A 21,571-nucleotide genomic window follows, 5' to 3' on the forward strand; every position below is an offset into this window, starting at 1 on the left:
CAGCTTTGCACCAAACAAAACTATATGAAGGTTGAGCTGGTTTTGCTGTTATCTAAAGGCAAATAACAGGCTGACCAATTCAGAAAATTTTAAAGCCGACATTTATACCATAAAACAAATGAATACTCAAATATTTTTACAATAACTGTTGGATTAAAGGAGGGCTATTATACCCTGAAATAAGCGCGCTATGTTGTTGATTGTTTAATAGTAAAGATTAATTTTTAGTTGTAAGTTATAACAAAAGTCAGTAAAGTTGCTGTTATATATTTAATACAATCTGTTAATACATCGGTATCACTGTAAATCTAAGTATCATTACCAATATTCTTCAATTCTGTGTAATGGTTTTCTGCCTTTTTGCTCGAATAAATTACTGCTCATGCGGAGTCAAAAACATGTCATATAGCTCATTGCCTTTTACTTCTAAGTTATTTCAACTTACTTCTTTGACTTGCGCGCTAGCGTTAGCAGGTTGTGGTGGAGGCGGTGATGGTGACACTGTAGATTCTGTTGCACCTGCACCTGACTTAGGGGTTCAGCAGCCTGGCGAAAATAATGGTAGCGATGGCGGCGGAGAGCAAGTGCCAGAGGTTGAGCCTGATTTCTTTTTACAAAAGCTTAGTACATTACCTACTATCATCGAGCTATCTGATGAGCAGGCTCTTTTCAATGTTACAGTTAAAGCTGCCGAGGTAGGATCAGGTGGTGCGATGATTGGCAAAGCAGTTACTTTAAAAGTAGTGGATTCTGAAACTAATGGTATCACTATTGAAGGTCAAAGCACTCAAGTGACTGATAGCAATGGTAATGCTGTATATACACTAAAGCTGAATCCACAGGCAGTTGCAAATAAAGAAACACTAATAACAGAAGGCTTCACATTGATAGCTACTGCGAATAAAGCGGACGGTACAGCTATCGCACCGCAGGAGTTAAAAGTTTCTGTTAGTAGAGAAGGGAGCGGTGATGGTACCCAAGTTATCGAAAGCAAACTCATTGTGAAATCTAGCATTGATACAAATTCCGTATCTAACAATCTCTTGAACCCTTATGGAGATAGTGCGGTATTCAGTGTTCAACTTAAAAACGAACAAGGTGCATTGGTTCCAAATGTGGCAGTAGGTTTGGGACTAGGTTCTATAAAAGGGGTGTCTGTTGAAGCAGCGAGCCAAAACACAGATGCTCGAGGTAATGCAAACTTTATAATACAAATAGATGAAAACCTGTCTGCTGCTGAACGTAATACACTTCTACAAGGTATTAACTATGCTATTAGTATCAAAGAAGACAGCGGTGCGACCAAGCTAGTAAATGGAAAGTTATCTGTCGCATTACCGATATCTGACTATAATTTAAAAGTTTCAGGAAATTCAACACAGCTTAGTGCTTATGGTGATACACAGCAGCTTACTATCACTGCCTCACCTAAAAATACAAATGTATCGACTCAAATTAATGGTGCAAAGGCAACAATCAAATTAAATGATGCTCCTAAAGGTGTGAGTCTTGCGAGTGAACAGTTGGTGTTAGATACCAATGGTCAAGCGACGGTAGCATTAAACATATCACCAACATTGAGCGTCACCGAACGTCAGGAGCTTGCAGACAAAAGTATTAGTTATACTATCGTACTCACAGAACCGAATCGTTCGACAGCAACAGTAAGCTCTTCTAGCGTAGTTATTGTTCCAACTGCGAAGTACAAAATCAACTTCAACGAAAGCAGCAAAAAAGAGCTATCAAGCTCAGGTGGTAGTGCGGTCATTAGTTTCCGTGTTAATGATAGCCGCGGCGGTGTAGTTGCAGGGCAAAAGGTAATAGCAAGTTTACCAGCAAGCCTAGCGTCTGCAGGTCTATTAACCTTAGAGAATAATTCAGAACAGACCACTAATGCTAAAGGTGAAGTTAGCTATACGGTACGAGTTCCTAATAACCTAACAGTGTCACAAAAAGCGAAGCTCGAAAATGCAGGTAGTTTTGCATTGACTGCAAATATAACAGAAGCATCGGGGGTACCGAGCACCGTTAATAGTGAGAGTATTCGTATCGGTTCAGATATCGGACAAAGCGATATTACATTGACTGCGCAAAGCGTACCTGCAATTGCAAATATACTAGATGAGCAGTTTGAATTGCAAATCCTAGGTAAGCGTAAAGATGGCAGCGCTGCTGTGGGACGTACAGTTAAGCTTGTCATTAACGAAGGCTTTACGACAGGTATTACCATTCAAGGTAACGAACAAACCACAAATAGCAATGGCGTGGCAGAATTTACCGTTCGTATCAGTCAGAATCTGACCCAAGCACAGCGTGATGAACTAATAAAAACAGGTATTGCTTACACCGCAGTATTGACTGATGAAGATGGTACTCAATCCAAAATTATTCAGACAGTAAACGTTGAGCAGCCAGTAACGAGTATACAATTTGCTTCTATTACAACTCCAGAAATTAGTGAATTAGGCGGTAACGGTAACATTGGTGTGAGATTGACATCCAAAGCGAGTAGTGCTCAGCCAGTCAAAGACAAAGCAGTTACTATCCAGCTAGGTGCAAAAGCATTAGAGTACGGTGTTACAGTTACTCAAACTACAGCGACTACAGATTTTAATGGTGAGGCGATTTTTGCTATTAATGTACCTGAAGGTTTGACAGCTGTACAGCGAGAGGATTTAAAGAATACAGGTATCAACTATCAGCTAACTTATGTTGAAAACAACGTTTCTTATAAGTCAGAGATACAGAAAGTAAAAATCACTACGCCTAACGTTAGTTTAAATATCTTGAACGCCACCAATAACATCGATAATCAAGCAGGATATATCCTAAACAATGTGGGTAGTACTGCCACTATCCAAGCACAGCTAAATAATCAGTCATCTGGTGAGCAAGTCACTAATCAGACAGTGAAGTTGATATTTGATAATCCACAATTAGCAAGCCTGCTCACAGTAAATGGTCAGCTTGGATCATCAAATATCATTGCTAGTACAAATGCCAATGGTTTGGTTAGCTTTAATGTTGTAGTTCCAAATAACTTGAATGATGAGCAAAAAGAAGCGCTTAGCAAGCAAGTATTGACCGCCACTTTGACAGAGACATTGACTGGCAAGCAACAACAAATCAAGGTTAAAGTTCAATCTATGACAGCGGCTATCTCTTTACTGGGTAATCCAGTAAGTGCTTTAAACCTAAATGGTGGTGAAACACAGGTTGAAGTGATAGCAGAAGATAACAAAGGCAATGTGATTAGCGGACAAAAAGTATTCCTCGCACTGCCAGCATCTGTTGCTAGTAAAGGGATTACTTTGGTTTCAGGTGGCAGTCAGACTACTGATGATTCAGGCAAAGCAGTCTTTACTATTGCTGTACCTAATAATCTAACCGATGCTCAAAAGGCGGCAATAGGCGAAAGCTTTGTGGTGGCATTATCAGCAGCTGATAGTAGTGGGAACATTGTGACGCAGACAAGTACTGTTGAGACAGTGATTCCAGATCTTAATGGTACGTCTGAAAGCCTTGCCATCGGTGCAAATAAAGTCGTCAATACCAGAGGAGATACATTCAAGGTCTTTGTGCGAGTTGCTAATAACATCAAAGGCAACGCTGACAATGCCGACAAGACTATAGGTATTGCCAATCGTAAAGTTGAACTATATGTTGACGATTTTCTACAAACTGGCGTAACTATTAGCAATAACATTGTTACAACTAATGGTGACGGTGTGGCAACTTTTGACCTTACATTGGAAGATGGTGCTAGCGTTAACCAAGAAGTTCTAAAAAAGGATGGTATTCGATTAACAGCGAAAACGATAACAGCAGAAAATGTCGAGCTAGAGCAAAAATACACTGTCGCAGTGGATACGTCTACAATTGAGAGTTACCAGCTAATAGCGTCTTCTGATAAGCCAACATTGACTACAGGTGGCGACCAAACCCAAGCTTCATTCATCGTAACAGATAATAACGGTGGTATTCTCACAGGTGTGCCAGTACAGTTAAGCATCGAAAACCTAGAGTCAAGCGGAGCAGCATTGACCACATCGAGCACAGTTGTAAGCGATAGTAGTGGTCGGGTTGATGTGGGTGTATTGTTAGCAGCTAATAGTATCAATGCTCGCCTGAATCATAGTGTCGTGATTAATGCCAAAATCGTCACGCCGCAATATGATGTAGATGGTAATGTCAATATGCAGGTGCGTGAACAAAAGTCTCTGAGCTTATCTGCAATTGGTACAACACTCACCCTTACAGCATCTGAGAAAAACCTCAAGGATAATAGTACAACCACCCTGTCTTCTACTTTAACTGATGGGACGGGACTTGCGATTGCAAATGCCAATGTAGAACTCATTGATACTGACGGTAACCTTATTGCTGATGATGCAACCGCGATCACTGATGCAGAAGGTAAAGCTAGCTTTACTGTCAACGAAAGTGATTTGAGCTTTGATAGCAATGGTAACTTACGTGTTTTTGTGAGAGCAGTGGGTGAGCGAGAGCTGACCACGCAGCGTAGTACCAGTAGCATTGATTTGGTTAAGGTATCGCAAGCAGGTATTAGCTTCATCGATATTGAAGATGTTTACGATGTTAATATGGCTCAGAATATTAATATACAGATTCGCACTAACTCTGTAGCTGAGGCGAATGCACTTATTGGTAAGCTCTTAGAAGTACAAACAACGATTGGAACGTTTGCGAACAATGATGTCATCTCGACCCAAGCGATAACAGCTGCGAATATTCAAGGTAATATTATTACAGTTCCAGTCGTACTGAATTCTCCACTTGCTGGCACAGCAGTATTGCAGGCGACGGTACTTGGTGAGATGAATAACGGTCAGCTCAAGTATCAAACAACCGTGGATACGCGTTTTAGAGCCACTACGCCAGCTAAGATACTGTTCCAAGCGGTAAGATCAGTGATTACGCCAGGTAGTAGTACCGAGCTTGTCGCAACCGTCAAAGATAAAAATGATGTGCCTGTAGAAGGACAGACAGTCGTCTTTAGCCGTGCTTCTGATTCCTCAGCAGGACGATTGTCTGCTGCAACTGCTATTACTGATAGTAAAGGTCAAGCACGTGTAGTGTATTTGGCAAACGCCAGCTCACCGATCAATGGTGTGACTCTAAACGCTCGACTATTGAATGACCCTAACAATATTGGTAGCAAGTCCACTACTATTACCGTGTCAAAAGATGCTGTTTATACGACATTGACGTTTGCTAATAAAATATCTTCTGACGACATCTACTACACAGTTCGTGGCTCGATATCGGTTATGGATGGCTCAGGACAGGCCGTTGCTAACAAAGAGGTATCCATCAAGTCTTATGCAGTGGAGTACGCACAAGGTCGCGTGTGTCTGCTAGATAGTAGCACTTCGTATCAAGGGGCTAATATAGTAGATGGAGAAGGTAACATCAGTACGCCAGAACCTAAAACATTCTCTGAAAAATCTGCCATTTTGTTACGGTCTAACTGGATTACGAGTGAAGACAGTCCGGAGTATAATTACATCTTGGATAATGACGATGATGTAAACAACAATGGTGTACTGGATACCATTAACCCAGTTGCTATTATTGGTGGAACATTTGCTGATGACGGCTATTCTTTTATCACTGACGCAGAAGGACGTGCTGATTTCCAAGTTCGCTATCCTATCCGCTATTCAAACTGGGTAAAAGTCAGATTCGATGCATCAACCTTCTTAAATGGTAGTGAAAACACCCAAAGCCTGAACTATTCGCTACCATACTTGGATGGTGACTTGGATATCGTTGATGATACCTTATTCAGCCCTTGGATCGCAGATGCGAGCCCGTTTGGTCCAGGTAATGCAACCTGTGTGAATAGCTTGAGTGTTAATATCGATGCCGAAAAAGATACTACGAAAGTGATACTTTCACCATATCAGCCAAGCTATGCAGTATCGATTAATGGTGTCGGACCAAATACACAATCGCAAGGTTATAACAGTTATATTGTAGACTTCAATCAAGCGTTTGAATTAGGGGCCACATTAGGAATCGTTAGTAACGGAGTAGGTTTTACCAGAACTATAAAGGTTGAATAATATTAGTCAATATTGAAAGTTGATATTTTAAAACCCTTGACCACATGTCAGGGGTTTTTGTTTTATGGAGTTAAATAACCAAAAACAACTAACTCGCTCAGCAAAGCATCGCAAAAAAGATTAAAATAACCGGCTTACTACGCTGCCAGCAATTTTTCAGCGATCAGTCATCACTTCTTATATTGGGCGTATTATGTCAGACAATACCAAACCGGTTTCATCATCAAATACAACAAACACAGCCTCACAGAGCAAGCAGATCCCTAGCTTTACTGATACAGCGACGCTACTCATTAAATGCAAAGATCAGGCTGGCATCGTGCAAGCAGTCTCTGAATTTATTCATCGTTACGGCGCGAATATCATCACCTTAGATCAGTATTCGACGGCTCATGAAGGCGGTCAGTACTTCATGCGTTTGGAGTTTGCTTTGGCAGGTCTGAGCGATATCATCGATAACTTTGAGGCCAGCTTTGCGCATACTGTGGCTAAGCGCCATAACATGGACTGGCGTCTACATAACAATGCCACGAAAACCAAAGTAGGTATTTTGGTGTCAAAGTTTGATCACGCGTTATTAGACTTATTATGGCGACATCAGCGTGGCTTGCTAGATTGCGAGATTACTTGCGTGGTGAGTAACCATCCTGATTTACAACAAGCGGTTGAAAACTTCGGCATTACCTTTCACCATGTGCCCGTGACCAAAGAGAATAAGGTAGAAGCGGAGAAGCAAATTCATAAGCTGATGGTAGGTAATGACTTACTGGTGTTAGCGCGTTATATGCAGATTCTATCGTCTGATTTCGTGAAGCGTTGGCCGATGCAAGTGATTAATATTCATCACTCATTTTTGCCTGCGTTTGTGGGTGCAGATCCTTATCGTCAGGCTTATGATAAAGGCGTTAAGCTCATTGGGGCAACTGCGCACTATGTCACAGCGGAGCTTGATCAAGGCCCTATCATTGAGCAGGATGTGCACCGCGTGACCCACCGCCAAGGGGTAACAGAGTTGCGTGCGATTGGACGTGATATCGAACGCAATGTATTGGCTCGTGCTGTCAATTGGCATGTGCAAAACCGTGTGATTGTGGCAGGTAACAAGACCGTAGTTTTTAACTAGTAAAATTCCGTAAAAAACCAATTCAAAAGTAAAAAAGGCGGTCAGTAGTAACAGTTACTGACCGCCTTTTTTATAATGTGATATTTTATATCAGCATTTCCAAAACAAACTTACTACCCACAAAGCCAATCGCCAACAGAATAAAGGCATAAATAGTGATATTCGCCGCACGTTTGCCTCGCCATCCTGCGCGCCAATTGCCAAGCAGCAACGTACCAAATAATAACCACGATAGCAGACTAAATACTGTTTTGTGCACAATGTGCTGTGCCATCAAATCTTCGACATAGATAAACCCGATGCCCAGTGCGATACTAAGCAGCACAAAGCCCACCAAAAGCATATCGAATAATAGACTCTCCATACTTTGTAATGAGGGTAATTTATTGACCCAAAATCGGTGAATGGTATGATGCTTAAGCTCGCGAATTTGTAGACGCAAAAATAGCGCTTGTACTGCCGCCATCAACAGCACACAATAGGCCGCTAATGATAATAGGATATGAGTTTCAAGACCGACACTGACGTCAGTAAGCGGTTGATAGGGTGCGCGGCCAATATAGCCGACGGTCATACCTATTAGTGCAGTAGGCGCAGCCAAAATACCAAGGCTCAGAATAGGGCGGTACAGACAAAACAGCAGATAAAAGAATAAGAAGAATAAACTGGTCAGGCTAATGATATTGAACAAATTGAAATTCAGACCATAAAGCGTCACAACATATGGATAAAGTAAGGTCGCATGTGCGGCCATCCCTACCAATAAAAGCCCCAAACTGATGCCTTTATGAATAGGTTTGTCCTGAATCAGTGCCCAACCAATGTGGAGACTGACTAAGACATAGGCCATGCTAGCAAGTAAGAATGCAAGGTGCACAGATAAAAAGCCTCATCTTGAACTGAGCATAAACTGCCGCTCAATGTGTCGCTAAAATAGTATTATCAGAATGATTAGAATAATCGTCCAATTTATCATAAAATGGGTGCCAGTTGAGTACCATCTTGATTATTCCTTATAAATGTTTGCCAAGGCTGCAATGAGCAAAATATAAAATCAGTCGCTTATAAATAGTCACTGACAAGAAATCACTGATAAGAAATCACTTATAAAGATAAGAACTGAGTCTTTTGCAAAACCACTATAAGTTTTGAGCCGTGTTGATGCTATAGTATTGATAATATGATTTTTTATACATTTCTTATCAGAGAAACTCCAGTATTTGATAGTCCATCCTAATAGTATTGATGAACCATTTGAATCGTTTGATTCGCCACTATTTTATTGAAAGCTATTTTAATTGCGTATTATTTAATTGAAAACCATTTTAATTGAGAGTTATTTATGTTTGATACCTTAACAGAACGCTTATCGTCCAGCCTACGTAATATCGTGGGTACGGGGCAGTTGACCGAAGACAATATCAAAGACACCCTGCGTGAAGTACGTATGGCATTGTTAGAAGCTGACGTAGCACTGCCTGTCACTCGTGATTTCGTCAAACGCGTCAAAGAGCAAGCACTGGGTGCTGAAGTGCTCAAAGAGCTAGCACCCGGTCAAGCCTTTGTCAAAATCGTACACGATGAGCTGACCGAAATGATGGGCAGTGCCAACCAGCAGCTAGAGATGACAGGGAAACCACCTGTTGTTTATTTACTAGCAGGTTTGCAAGGTGCTGGTAAGACCACGACGGCTGGTAAATTGGCAAAATATCTACAAGAACGCCAAAAGAAAAAAGTCATGCTGGTATCGGCTGACGTCTATCGTCCAGCTGCGATCAAACAGCTTGAGCAAGTCGCAGGTCAGGTAAATGCTAAGTTTGTGAATTCAAGCACGGATGAGAATCCAATTGATATCGCAAAGCGTGCCATCGAAGAAGCCAAAATCCAGTATCAAGATATTCTGATCATTGATACCGCGGGTCGTCTACATATCGATGATACCATGATGGATGAAATTAAGGCTCTAACGGCTGCGGTTAATCCATCTGAGACACTATTTGTCGTCGATGCAATGACGGGTCAAGATGCCGCCAATACCGCAAAAGCCTTTAATGATGCGTTGCCATTGACGGGTGTTATCTTAACCAAGACTGACGGTGACGCTCGCGGCGGCGCGGCGCTCTCTGTACGCGCTATCACAGGTAAGCCAATTAAATTCTTGGGTCGCGGTGAAAAACTCGACGAGCTAGAGCTGTTCCACCCTGAGCGTATTGCCCAGCGCATTCTTGGTATGGGTGACGTACTGAGTTTGGTCGAAGAAGTTGAGCAAAAAATCGACCGTGATAAAGCCGAAAAAATGGCGAAAAAGATGCAAAAGGGCGGTGATTTCGACCTTGAGGATCTATTAACCCAGTTCCAGCAGATGAAAAGTATGGGCGGCATGGCAGGCTTCTTAGATAAGATGCCAGGTATGGGCGGCTCAGACATGCAAAAAGCCGTCGAAGATGCCAAACCAGAAGAAAAGGTGCGTGAGATGGAAGCATTAATCAACTCAATGACGCCTTTTGAGCGCAAAAACCCTGATAAGATTAACCCAAGTCGTAAGCGCCGTATTGCTGCAGGTTCAGGTCGTGAAATCCAAGACGTCAACCGTTTGCTTAAGCAGCATAAGCAAATGGCAAAAATGATGAAAATGATCTCAAAGCCTGAAGGCATTAGTAAAATGATGAAGTCTATGCAAGGACTAATGCGTGGCGGCAGCGCAGGCGGCGGTGGCGGCGGTCCATTGTTTGGCGGCGGCCAGCAAAGCGCTAAGGATGTGAACCCAGAACAAATGGCTAAGCAAATGGGACTGGATCCGAACAATATGCCAAGCACCGAAGAGATGCAAAAGCAGATACAAGAAATGCAAAACCAAGCGCCTAAGAAGTTTAAAACACGCTTTTAAGCCATCGTGATGTATACTGAAAGCATTTTATATAGGCCCTAAAGCTACCCAAGCTTTAGGGTTTTTTATGGTTAGCTATGGATAATTACAGATGAATAAAGTGTGGAAAACGTAGAAATTCATAAAATTCATTTAGCCTAAATGCTATGATAGGCGCTGTTTCATTCTGTCTGAATTTTGATAGTACATAAATAATAAATAGCTATTAAAAATTATTAGAATCTGACAAGCCTATTTAGAACGCCAAAAGTAAAAGCCGAGGTTATGATGTTTTTAGCAATGGATACCGTGTTCGACCAGTGTTCGATCGCGATTTTAGATTCGAGTGGACAGGTACTGTCGAGCCATACCGAAACAGGTAAACGCCAGCAGACTCAGCAGATTTTACCGATGATTGATGCGGCATTATCTGAGGCGCAGTTACGTCTTGCTGACATACAAGCCTTGATATTTAATCGCGGACCGGGTGCGTTCAGTGGTATTCGTATCAACACTGCCGTGGTGCAAGCGTTATCTGTCGCGCATGACTTGCCTTGTGTTGGTGTCTCTAGCCTACAAGCGATTGCACAATCTGTGTATCAACAGTACGGGCTGACCCACCTTTATAGCGCTCTTGATGCTCGTATGCAGCAAGTCTATTTTGGACAATATGAGTTGGTAGTTGACGAGCAGTTAGGTTATAGCATTATGCAGCCAGTCTTGGCTGATGGCAGTGATAGTACAGAGCAACTACTAGATTATGATAGTAAAACAGCGCTCAATCTTCCTATCGTGGGGAATGGCGCGATGCTATTAGCACGACATGATCAGCAAGTGTGCCATGAAGACGTTTGGCCAGACGCTGTTATCATCGGGCAGCTTGGTGTTGCCCAATTTGCAAACGATGGCGGTACAGAAGCGTCACAGGCATTACCAAAATATCTACGCAATCAAGCTTGGAAAACGCTCAAAGAACAAGGTAAAGCATAGCTTTTGAGTATCTTTTAAGCATTAATCAATATAAAACCAACGTTAATATAGGACAGCCAATCGGCCTGTTTTTAGGAAAGTCATTGTGGATATACTGTTATTCGTTCAAGCTGTCATCATGGGTATCGTGGAAGGTATCACTGAGTTTTTACCTATCTCTAGCACGGGATATTTGATTCTATCAGCAGATGTGATGGGATTTTGGACCAAAGAAAAAGTAGATCTGTTTGTGGTCGTAGTACAGCTTGGCGCTATTTTGGCAGTGATTTATGATTATTGGGGTAGACTCTGGCAAGCGTTGATGGGACTCATAACAGGTAAAGCAGAAGGCATGACCAATCCAAGGCAGCTGGGACTGAGCCTGATTGTCGCGACCATTCCTGTAATGATTGTTGGCTTTACCTTTGCCGATGAAATCAAAGCGTATTTATTCAATCCTATTGTCGTTGCGATTATGCTTATCATCGGCGGTCTGCTCATATTCTATGTGGAAAAACGCCCTAAAACCATCATTGCAAAAGAAGCAGAAGATGTCAGTATAAAAACGGCCCTAATGATTGGTCTGTTTCAATGTCTGGCTCTGATACCAGGGACGTCGCGTTCGGGAGCCACTATTATTGGGGCGCTATGGCTTGGGGTCTCACGTAAGGCATCTGCTGAGTTCTCATTCTTTTTGGGTATTCCTGTCATTGTAGGCGCGGCATTATTAGATTTGCTCAAACACGGTGATGTACTGAGCAATCGTGAAGACTGGTTGGTGCTCGGTATCGGCACCATCGTTTCATTTGTCGTGGCGCTACTCTGTATTCGCTTGCTTGTAGCATGGGTGAGTCGCCGTGACTTTACCATTTTTGCTTGGTTACGCATTATTACGGGTGTTATCGTGTTGGTTGCGGCTTGGGGCTTTGGTTACCAAATGGCGGGCTAGATTTGCGTTATGATTTAACACGCCAGTAATTTATAGTGAAAATAAGCAGCAAATAGGATGATGGTTATGACCGATGTGCCCCAAACGTATGACGAGACAGGTGCTGTTGTACATTGTCAGTTGTTCTACGTCAATGACAGCCAGCAAGCACAGATTGAGAGTCTACAGTCATTAATAGCTGAGCACAAACTACCAATCGTCTTAGAGACTGAACTCTCCACGGAAAAATTAACACAGAAACGTCGCCAGCAACTGAGCCAAACATCCTCTCAACCTATTTTGCTGCTTGATGAAAAAGATAAGCTATCATGGATTAGTGATGGACTGAGCGTGTCACCAGAGTGGGATAAGCTGCAACGCCGCGTGGTGAGTGCTGGTCGTAAGTCGGAGCTATTACTGCAAGCAGCAAAGATTACCGCAGATAGCCATGTTATCGATGCAACGGCTGGCTTTGGCCATGATAGTCTGATATTGGGCAGTACAGGTGCCCAAGTCATTATGCTTGAGCAGCAGCCGCTAATGGCGCTGCTGTTACTTGCAGAACAAGAGCGTATGAGCGCGCTACCTAATTGGCAAAAGCTGATGAGCCGTCTACATATTACTAATGCTGATGCGCTAAGTTACTTTACCGAGACTGGCTCTGTAGAAAATAAACAAAGTACTATTGATGTGGTGTATCTTGACCCTATGTTTCCAGAGGATAGCTACCAAGACAGTAAGACAGGCAAAGGCGCAAAAGTAGGTAAGCACATGCAGGCGCTGCATCAATTGGCTTGTCCACCAACGCTAGAGGAAGAGCGCCAACTGCTAAATAGCGCTAAGGCAATTGTGAGTCGAAGCGCGCAAGGACAAGGCCGTGTGGTCGTGAAGCGTCCGCAATTTGCACCATTGCTGGCTGAACAGCCGGCTAGCGAAAGCTGGCATAATGAAGCGGTGCGCTTTGATGGGTATTTTGTCTGATAGCGATTGTTTGATGTTGATCAGACAGCCACTGTTTGTGATAAATGAGTGGATAAGTATCAATGTACCTAATCCATAGGCTTGAGTATTTAGAATACATGTATTCAGGAGCAGGAAATGTCAACGCTAATCATTTGGGTCATGGGTGCAGGCTTACTGTTGGTCAATATCATGTTGCGTACTCAAGTGCTCAGGCTTGAAGCGCGTCTAAAAGAATTGAGCAATCCACAAGAGCAATTGGCATTTTTGCGTCAACAAGCAGCACACAAAGATAAAATCCCTGCGATTAAAGCGTTACGCAAACAGTATCCTGAATTGTCTCTAGTCGAAGCCAATAACTTATGGCAACAAATCTAACGATTAGGGCGTGTCGCTAATTCAAACGTTTATCACTAAATGGGCTAAAATGGCTAAATATTTACCAAATGGCGTCAAATAGCTGGTCAATATCTCGATATTGTCTGCACTATTTTCCTTGTTTGTCTGTGATTTATCTCATTTTTATCACTATTTTTAAAATAGGGATACGCCCTAGTAAAAAAGCATATAACACTCTTTATTGACGATAATAAGAAGCCATGACATTTAAAGACAAACTACAAGCCTATATCCAGCTCACGCGTTTTGATAAACCAGTGGGTATTGAGCTCTTACTATGGCCGACATTATGGGGCGTACTGTTAGCTGCCATGGGTCAAGCACAGCAGCAAGGAGTTGCAGCAGGTCTACCAACGCTCAAGATATTTGCGATATTTGCGCTCGGTGCGATATTTATGCGCGCCGCTGGTTGTGCGATTAATGATTTTGCTGATCGTAAAGTAGATGGTCATGTAACTCGCACCAAAGGTCGTCCATTAGCAGATGGACGTCTATCTGGTAAAGAAGCCATTGCTGCATTTTTAGTACTGGTATTACTCAGTGCCAGTTTGCTGTTTTTCTTACCCGTTGCCGTATTTTATTGGTCATTGGGTGCTGTTGTCTTGGCCTTTATTTATCCATTTATGAAGCGCTATACCCATCTGCCGCAAGTATTTTTAGCAGCTGCTTTTGGGTGGGCCATACCGATGTCTTATGTGGCGGTGCAGGGCGCTCCCGATATTTGGTGCTGGCTATTATTCTTTGCTTATATGTGCTGGACGGTGGCCTATGATACGCAGTACGCAATGGCTGACCGCGAGGATGATCTCAAGATTGGTGTCAAATCAACGGCGATATTATTTGGGCGCTATGATGTGATTATTATCTCAATTCTGCAAATGCTATTTTTGCTGATGATGGGCGCGGCTATGTGGCATTACTTTGCCCCAACAGCGCTAGGCGTGACACCCGTATTCGGATTGGCATTGGTAGCGATGATGTTTGCCAAACAAAACAGCTCGTGTGCCAGTCGCAATGCGCAGGCTTGCTTTCAGGCATTCTTAGCCAATATCTGGGTAGGACGCTATGTTTTTGCGCTTATTGCAATTGCTTGTGTATGGACGACTCTAAATGGATAAATTTAAGAAGTTACCGAGATTTAAAGCAAAAAAATCCTCCGCTACAAATGGCTCAGGCGTCGATTATCAGGCAAAACTTGCTGAGCATGGACTGACACGCGAGCAAGTTATCGCCACCGAGCGTAAACTGGCAAAGTTTGCTAATACAATGGATTCTCTTGTCCGCGTGCCTTTTACCAAGCAAGGCATGGGTGCAGATGCGGCACTCTCTACCATTCCTCTCGCAGGGGATGTCGCAGGGCTAATATTGACCAGCTATGCTTTTATACTGGGTCGTCAGCTGGGTGTTCCTGCCGATAAAATGACACCCGCTGTTAGACTGGCGCTGATTGATATGGTCGTTGGTATTGTGCCGGGTATTGGAACATTGCTAGATATTTTTATTCGTCCTAGCCGCAAGACATTGGGTATCGTACACGAGCATTTGCACGATGAGTATGGTATCACCGAGACGATGCATATGGATCGGCCTTTTTTGCATCAGTCATTAGAAGACAAGCAGCAGCAAAGCCGCTTTGGCGCTTTTTGGCGCAATCCCATAGTGGCTTGGCTGTACTTGCATATCCCTGACATGTTGGGACTCATCGTGATTGTATTTGTCGGTTGGGGGATATGGACGGCCATAAGTTGGTTGGTCGGACTTTTTGGTCAATCAACTGGGTTTGGTTAAATAAAATTATCTACCAGAAAGTTAAGTAAATACGAGTGAGTAGAGACCAGTAAATAGAGATAAAAAAAGCGGCAACGATAGTAACGTTTGCCGCTTTTAATTATTTAAGATAAGACTTTCAAAAAGGATGCAGTTAGTACTTATTCGGTGACGACTTCTGCTTCAGCACTGATAGCATCAAAGCTAGTGACTTTATTGTTTTGGATAAGATCAATGGTGCCACCACCTGCATGACTCACCAATTGAATACTACCATCGGCTGAGCGATAAGTGGGGTTGTTACCTTGTCCTTCTGGTGCGCTGAGTGTCATTTTGGGCTGGTTGGGGCGAGTGACGATGGCATTGAGCAACCCTGCAGCTGACGTTTCAAAAACGACCGATAAGGTATCGCCTGCTTCGCTTTTGTAGCGCACATCAGTGATTTGTGCGCCTTTAATGGCCTGTTTTGGATGGGGCGCTGTACCAGTATTACTTGGTGCAGCGACAGTGCCTCCAAGATCTTGCTCTAATTCAGTCAAGCTCACATCACGCTCTGAATTAGCGTCAGTCTGTGATGGGTTCTGAGCATTCTCTATACTGTCATCTGCTGCTTCATTGACATTAATATTTGTGGTGACAGGCGTGGTTTGTGTTGACGTTTCAGATGGTGTTTCGGTAGGTGCTTCAGGTTCTGGCGTTTCTTGACAGGCAGTTAGCAGAAATAAACTCAAAAAAACAGCAGAAGCCTTGAGACAGTGAACCTTAGCATTTGTTGAGCTTGGTAATTTTAAGAAGAAAGTGGTCATAATCAGGTTTATCCGTTGATAAAGCGCTATATAAATGTGGCAATTTGCGAGGGTCAACCTGCCAGTTAATGACCCTATATTATTACGTATTGACCGTAATAACCAGCTTGCGCTGTCCGCTATATCCAGTCACGTCTCTATGCTCACATAAGTAAACCCCTTGCCAAATACCTAGACCCAATGCACCATCAATCAGCGGAATGGTTAAACTAACGCCTAGCATCATGCTTTTAAAATGAGCGGGCAAGTCATCTGACCCTTCTAGTGTGTGGCGGTACTCTAGCTGATCGGCTGGGGCGATTTTATTGAGCCACTCTTCAGTATCTAGTCGGACGTCTGGGTCGGCATTTTCATTAATCGTAAGACTGGCTGAGGTGTGCTGCAAAAACAAATGAACCAACCCTGCTTTATCAGAGTGAGGTATTAGCTGAGCAACGGCTGCTTCGATAATCGGCGTGATGATATGAATACCGCGCGCATAAGTAGGTAGGGTAATGGTGGTTTGATGATAGCTCATGATGCTTATCTCATTGTCGGAATGAACATTAAATAAAGATATCAAAAGATAATATGAATCGTCGAAAGCGCTGTTTTGATTTACATAAATATCATTCTAAATGATATTAAGTCAGCGGCGTCTGTAGACGGGTACGATTGGGTGATAGACGTGCGAGCATCGCATCGGATAGTGGCGCAAACAATCCTAGCATCATACCCGCTAATGCTTCAGCGCAGATGGGCGCCAACGCATACCCTTTTGCTCCCATTGCACTCATGGTCCAAATTCGCTGACTGTTGGTTAGCTGCCCAACGATGGGATGATAATCAGGCGTTTGGGTGCGAATGCCAGCACGCCCTTGCCATAGGCTCGTATCGACTGGCACGATAGATTGCATTTCAGGAATAGCAGCAACGAGCTTGTCCCGGCTAATCTGATGCTCGTCATCTCGTATGTCAGTACTCGTATCATTGCGGATAAAGCTTGCCCCTAGTAATAGATAAGGCTCGCCAGCGGTGACAGTGTTTAGCTCATCATCGCCAGTCTGTGCGTTAAATAGCGCACAGTACCCACTATATTTAAGCGGTATTTTTGGCAAACCTTTCAGTTGCTCTACGTCAGGTGTAAACCAAGACAGCTGCCCACGAATTTTACGGCAATCAAAAATACGCTTATCTAATTGATGACTCTCAAAAGCGGCGCAAATAACGACATTATCAGCAAAAATAGAGACAGTTTCCTGATTTTGATCACTGCCTTCAATACACACTTGCTGTTCAGTTTCGTTAATTTTACTCACGTTTAATTGCTGAAAACGAATGAGTGGATGTGTCAATATAATAATTTTCAATGCTTGCGGGTTGACCAAACCAGACTGGGGTAAGTATAAGTTCTCTGATAAGTCTTGCTCTTTTAGTCCACTAATATTCTGCGCTTGCTCATGGGATAGGGTAGTTGCCATCTCATCAGGATAATCTGCGATTTGCTCGGTGCCAATATTGGCTTTTATCAGTAAATCAAGCGCACCAGTCGGTTCAAGTACTGGCGCTGTATTGAGCTTTATTGCTTTTTGATTGAGGTCTCGGTACAGCCTGCTGCTATAAAGGTAACCGATGGTATGTAAATGCTCATCAACGTGGTGAATAGGCGTCATTTTGGGGGCAAGCAAGGCTCGAGGATTGCCTGAAGCCCCTGCCAAAGGCACTGATTTATCCAATAAGGTCACAGTAATACCGCGATTGGCAAGCGACCAAGCCGTTAGTAATCCTGAGACGCCTGCACCAATGATGGCAGTGTGATTAAAGGTGCTATCTGTTGTAATCTGCTTCGCATCGTGGCTTTCGTTATCACAGTTTTTATTATCACTAGTAACGTCAATATGGTCTGTATCGGTCATAATGGCAGTGAGCATTTCTCGCTTGCGACCAAAACCTTTTACCTTTTTGATGTCAAAGCCATGTTCCTTGAGCCCGCGCTTGACGATGCCTGCACAGCTATAAGTAGCGGCCGTGGTATGCGTACGCGATAGACGCTGCATCTGTGCAAAGATACTGTCAGCCCATAATGTACTGTTGCAAGAAGGCGCAAAGCCATCCAAAAACCAAGCATCAATATGAGGCGCAGACTGGTGAGAGTGATCTATTGCCAGTTTACTAAGACTTTGGACTGCATCACCAAGCCATATATCGACCGTTAGATTATCATAAGAGAAATCCAAACGATGGCAACCTGCGATAAGAGGCGGATACGCTGCCAAAAGTAGCTCAATCAACACTACAAGCTCAGGCGCACGTTGACCCCATAGGGCAAGTATGTGCGTCAAATCTGCAAGCGGTATCGGAAATTTTTCAGTGGTAATGAAATGTAGGCGAGCATCTGCCAGTTGTGGGTGGGTATCGCGCAGCTGTCGCCATAACTGCCACGTCGCTAAAAGGTTGAGCCCAGTGCCAAAACCCAATTCAGCAATCGTAAAGCATTGCTTTGGTGCAATTCTTGCCAAGCGATCAGGCAGCTGATTGTGCTCTAAAAATACATGACGTGTCTCTGCCAGACCGTCCGCATGAGAGAAGTACACATCTCCAAACTCACCAGACACTGGCACCATATTGCTAGTATCATCCATTTGCCACTCAACCTTAGCAGGTGTGATAATGTTTAATGGTTCAGCGTTTGTGTGATGAGCGATAGACATGGAAACTTCTTAGCAGGATGATTTACTATAATAAAAATGTTCTTGATGACAGAATCAAGTTCATAAAAATACAATGAGACGTCGCAGAATAGAGCAGGTCAAAAGCTAAATTTATAAAGAGCGCATCCCTTACCAACGATCACGGCGGACAAACACAAGCCATGAGATAAAAATACCCACCAACAAACTGATCAAAACGGTAAATGCACCATACAAAAACAACTGACCTTTGCTCTCATAGACTAAAACGTTTGCTTGGGTCTGCAAGTCGTTCACTTGGCGTTGCAATTGTGCATTACGACTGAGTAGTTCTTGATTGGCCGCTGACAGCGCTTTAGTAGACGGTTGCAACTGTGCTGCCAGAGTATCATTGATATCTAGTGCTGAACTTGTTGATGCATCGCCTACAGCAGTTTGACTTGTAGGGGCTGCTGTAGGACTTGCTGTATCTGCGTTGGGTGCCGTTGGTGCAGCATGCACTGATACTGCTGCCATCAGTAGCAGGCTAGCCAAGCTGTTTTTATAGAATCGAGTATTCAAATAAAGGACTTTCTGATTCACGATGCAGCTACTGTATCAGTTGGTGTTGGTAAGGCTTGAATAAATGGCTTGATATCCACGTGACTATAGACGCCATCACGTAAATAAGGCTCATCGTTTGCCCACGCTTGTGCTGCCTCGATAGAGTCAAACTCAGCAATGATTAAGCTGCCTGACATATCACTCTTGCCATGTTCGATAGGCGTTGGGCCTGCAATCACCAGACGATCTTCACGACTGAGCGCCTGTAATCGCTCAATATGTTCAGCGCGAGTAATCAGACGCTGTGCGCTGCTATTAGCCACATCATGACCAATAATGACAAATAAAGACATGGAACTTCCTTAGTTGATAATAAAACGTGATGATTGATTAGAAATACATCGTATAACGCTAATGGGTGATTACTTCGAGCTCTAAAAGCAGTTTTATCAATTATAAGACAGTAGCTGCAATCAGCGCATAACTGTTATTTGGTGGTTTTGTCCGTCAGCGCAGGGTTGAGATGTTTTTTGAGTACAGCAAACTGAGCCACGACGAATACCAGCATAATCGGAATCCAGCCATAAGTCTTGAAGTTAATCCACGCTTCATCTGACATGGTGAATGCTGTGATATAATGAAGTACAGCCATGAGGGCGAAGAAAAGTGCCCAAGCAACGGTCAGTTTTTTCCAACCACTAAGTGTCAAAGTAAATACTTCTTTCATTGCTAGCTGCATCAGTGGCTTATTGATAGCGGCACTGACAAACAAGGTCAACGCAAAAATACCATTGATAATGGGCGATTTCCAACGTAGATAGATGTCATCGCGCAACAGCAATGTGCCACCACAAAATAAAATGGTTAATAGTAAGACGACCCATTGTTGCTTATCAAACTTGCCTTTTTGGCGAATAAAGTGAATGGCATAAACAATGATAGTAGCGACGAGCAAAGCCCCTGCCGCTGCCAAAATACCGTTATAACGCGCCGCGATAAAAAAGGCAATCAAAGGAATAAAGTCTAATAATGCTTTCATAGCAAAGGTTGTGTCCAACAAAAACGTATGGGGTAGTTTACACGTCTACTGCCCCAAAAAAAAGCAATCAACACGATAATCCTGCGATATACGTCACCTACAGAGTAATACGGTCTTATTGTGGCTAATGACCATACCACTGACCAAATATAACCATCAAATACAGCAGCAATGGTCGCTAAATCCAGAGAACTGGCTCAGACATTATCAATAGCAATTAATATGAATAGTGACTATCTACTACCTATTACTAAATTTTTTATACGCTTATTTTTTAAAATATTAAGGTTTATCTTATGAAATACGACTTACATTGTCACAGTACCTGTTCGGATGGTACTTACGCACCAACTGAAGTAGTAAAGCGCGCGCACGCAGCGGGCATCAATGTACTGGCACTGACTGACCACGACACGCTGGCGGGCATTGATGAGGCAAGAGCAGTTGCCAATGCTCATGATATACAGCTGATCAATGGGGTGGAAATTAGCTGTGAGCATACGTTGAGCGGTGGCTATGGCAAAAACAAATCTACCAATAAAATCATCCATGTGCTTGGGCTGGATTTTGCTGATCGCGAAAAGATGCATGCCACTCTGCAGCAACTACAAGACAGTCGGGCCACACGTGGTCAGCGCATCACCGAAAAGCTCAGCGAGCTGCTGGATATAGATTTCGATGAGTTGTGGCAAGCCGTGCTCGACAAGGCAGGTGGCAACCCACAAGCGGTTGGACGCGCACATATTGGGCAGGTGCTATTTGAGCGGGGCGAGGTCAAAACCGTTCAGAAAGCTTTTGATAAATATTTGGCAGATAATAAACCTGCTTATGTGGCGATCGAGGCATTGACGATGCAGCATGGTATCGAGTTGATTCATGCTTGTGGTGGCAAGGCGGTGCTTGCGCATCCCACGCGCTATCAGCTATCCGCCACACGAGTGCGCAAGCTGATTGAGGAGTTTGCTCAGCTTGGCGGCGATGCCTGTGAGCTACCAGCCACGAGTGAACCGATCAGCACACGCAGAATGGTTGATCGTAGTATTGCCGAGCACAACCTTGTCACCTCGATTGGCAGCGATTTTCATGGCAGTAACATGCCGTGGCGCCGTCTGGGTGATGTGCCTGTCTTGAACGCTGACCAACAAGGGGTTTGGGAGTCTTTTACAACCCTTGCTTAGCAAGTAGGATTTAAATTTTTATAGTTACTTCTAGTAAGGTTACTTCCAATAGTGATAGGGCCTTATTGATCATGATGAGTAAGGCTAGGAATGGATCTGTAAACGTAATTACATTCATAGAGAAATAAATGCGTAAAACTGATTGATAATTAAGGTATAAATTGCCACACTGAATAGACCTTAGTCGTGGCTCACGGCTCACTATTCTTAAATCTATAAATTTGACTATCCGCGG

The 21,571-nt window shown here is 43.4% G+C and carries 17 protein-coding genes; 10 read left to right on the forward strand and 7 right to left on the reverse strand.

What is annotated here, in order from left to right; translation table 11 throughout:
* The first annotated feature begins 398 nt into the window (after positions 1-398).
* Positions 399-6,089, forward strand: a complete 5,691-nt coding sequence (locus I3255_RS06330; protein WP_238037987.1) for a hypothetical protein — start codon at positions 399-401, stop codon at positions 6,087-6,089.
* Positions 6,090-6,282: 193 nt separating this feature from the next.
* On the forward strand, positions 6,283-7,212 hold the full coding sequence (purU, locus tag I3255_RS06335) for a formyltetrahydrofolate deformylase (RefSeq protein WP_238037991.1): 930 nt from the start codon (positions 6,283-6,285) through the stop codon (positions 7,210-7,212).
* A gap of 85 nt (positions 7,213-7,297) precedes the next feature.
* Here purU and ccsA read toward each other — a convergent pair whose 3' ends face one another.
* The gene (ccsA, locus tag I3255_RS06340) at positions 7,298-8,089 is read right to left on the reverse strand and encodes a cytochrome c biogenesis protein CcsA (protein WP_238037994.1); all 792 of its coding nucleotides are present in this window, start codon (positions 8,087-8,089) and stop codon (positions 7,298-7,300) included.
* A 465-nt stretch (positions 8,090-8,554) separates the two neighbouring features.
* Between ccsA and ffh the strand changes: the two genes are divergently transcribed.
* The 7 genes from ffh (at position 8,555) to I3255_RS06375 (ending at position 15,122) form a co-directional block, all read left to right on the forward strand.
* Entirely contained in the window at positions 8,555-10,099 is a 1,545-nt protein-coding gene (gene ffh / locus I3255_RS06345) for a signal recognition particle protein (protein ID WP_238037997.1), read from the forward strand.
* A 267-nt stretch (positions 10,100-10,366) separates the two neighbouring features.
* Positions 10,367-11,068, forward strand: a complete 702-nt coding sequence (gene tsaB / locus I3255_RS06350; protein ID WP_238038215.1) for a tRNA (adenosine(37)-N6)-threonylcarbamoyltransferase complex dimerization subunit type 1 TsaB — start codon at positions 10,367-10,369, stop codon at positions 11,066-11,068.
* A gap of 85 nt (positions 11,069-11,153) precedes the next feature.
* Positions 11,154-11,996 carry an undecaprenyl-diphosphate phosphatase gene (locus tag I3255_RS06355; RefSeq protein WP_238038001.1) on the forward strand — a complete coding sequence of 281 codons (843 nt, stop codon included), beginning with the start codon at positions 11,154-11,156 and terminating at the stop codon, positions 11,994-11,996.
* Positions 11,997-12,062: 66 nt separating this feature from the next.
* Positions 12,063-12,956 (forward strand): class I SAM-dependent methyltransferase, encoded by an 894-nt coding sequence (locus I3255_RS06360; protein ID WP_238038005.1) that lies wholly within the window; start codon positions 12,063-12,065, stop codon positions 12,954-12,956.
* Between the two features lie 117 nt (positions 12,957-13,073).
* Positions 13,074-13,313 carry a hypothetical protein gene (locus I3255_RS06365; protein WP_238038007.1) on the forward strand — a complete coding sequence of 80 codons (240 nt, stop codon included), beginning with the start codon at positions 13,074-13,076 and terminating at the stop codon, positions 13,311-13,313.
* Between the two features lie 221 nt (positions 13,314-13,534).
* Entirely contained in the window at positions 13,535-14,452 is a 918-nt protein-coding gene (ubiA, locus tag I3255_RS06370; protein WP_238038009.1) for a 4-hydroxybenzoate octaprenyltransferase, read from the forward strand.
* A complete protein-coding gene (locus I3255_RS06375; protein WP_238038012.1) occupies positions 14,445-15,122 on the forward strand; it encodes a DUF4112 domain-containing protein in 678 nt (225 codons plus the stop codon). Before ubiA ends, I3255_RS06375 begins: the two co-directional genes overlap by 8 nt.
* Positions 15,123-15,262: 140 nt before the next feature.
* Here the strand turns inward: I3255_RS06375 and I3255_RS06380 are convergent, their stop codons facing one another.
* The 6 genes from I3255_RS06380 to ispZ all read right to left on the reverse strand — a co-directional run bounded on the left by I3255_RS06380 (position 15,263) and on the right by ispZ (position 20,158).
* Complete coding sequence (locus I3255_RS06380; RefSeq protein ID WP_238038015.1) at positions 15,263-15,832, reverse strand: hypothetical protein; 570 nt, start codon at positions 15,830-15,832, stop codon at positions 15,263-15,265.
* Positions 15,833-15,989: 157 nt separating this feature from the next.
* The gene (locus I3255_RS06385) at positions 15,990-16,424 is read right to left on the reverse strand and encodes a secondary thiamine-phosphate synthase enzyme YjbQ (protein ID WP_238038017.1); all 435 of its coding nucleotides are present in this window, start codon (positions 16,422-16,424) and stop codon (positions 15,990-15,992) included.
* Between the two features lie 106 nt (positions 16,425-16,530).
* Positions 16,531-18,597 carry a tRNA (5-methylaminomethyl-2-thiouridine)(34)-methyltransferase MnmD gene (gene mnmD / locus I3255_RS06390; protein WP_238038019.1) on the reverse strand — a complete coding sequence of 689 codons (2,067 nt, stop codon included), beginning with the start codon at positions 18,595-18,597 and terminating at the stop codon, positions 16,531-16,533.
* Positions 18,598-18,726: 129 nt separating this feature from the next.
* The gene (locus I3255_RS06395) at positions 18,727-19,137 is read right to left on the reverse strand and encodes a hypothetical protein (RefSeq protein WP_238038021.1); all 411 of its coding nucleotides are present in this window, start codon (positions 19,135-19,137) and stop codon (positions 18,727-18,729) included.
* 17 nt (positions 19,138-19,154) lie between these two features.
* Positions 19,155-19,472: a YciI family protein gene (locus tag I3255_RS06400; RefSeq protein ID WP_238038022.1), complete on the reverse strand. Its 318-nt coding sequence runs from the start codon at positions 19,470-19,472 to the stop codon at positions 19,155-19,157.
* A 134-nt stretch (positions 19,473-19,606) separates the two neighbouring features.
* Positions 19,607-20,158: a septation protein IspZ gene (gene ispZ / locus I3255_RS06405; protein ID WP_071003109.1), complete on the reverse strand. Its 552-nt coding sequence runs from the start codon at positions 20,156-20,158 to the stop codon at positions 19,607-19,609.
* 296 nt (positions 20,159-20,454) lie between these two features.
* Between ispZ and I3255_RS06410 the strand changes: the two genes are divergently transcribed.
* Positions 20,455-21,336 (forward strand): PHP domain-containing protein, encoded by an 882-nt coding sequence (locus I3255_RS06410; RefSeq protein WP_238038024.1) that lies wholly within the window; start codon positions 20,455-20,457, stop codon positions 21,334-21,336.
* Positions 21,337-21,571: the final 235 nt, after the last annotated feature.

The organism is Psychrobacter sp. Ps6 (assembly GCF_022129235.1).
Taxonomy (GTDB): Bacteria; Pseudomonadota; Gammaproteobacteria; order Pseudomonadales; family Moraxellaceae; genus Psychrobacter.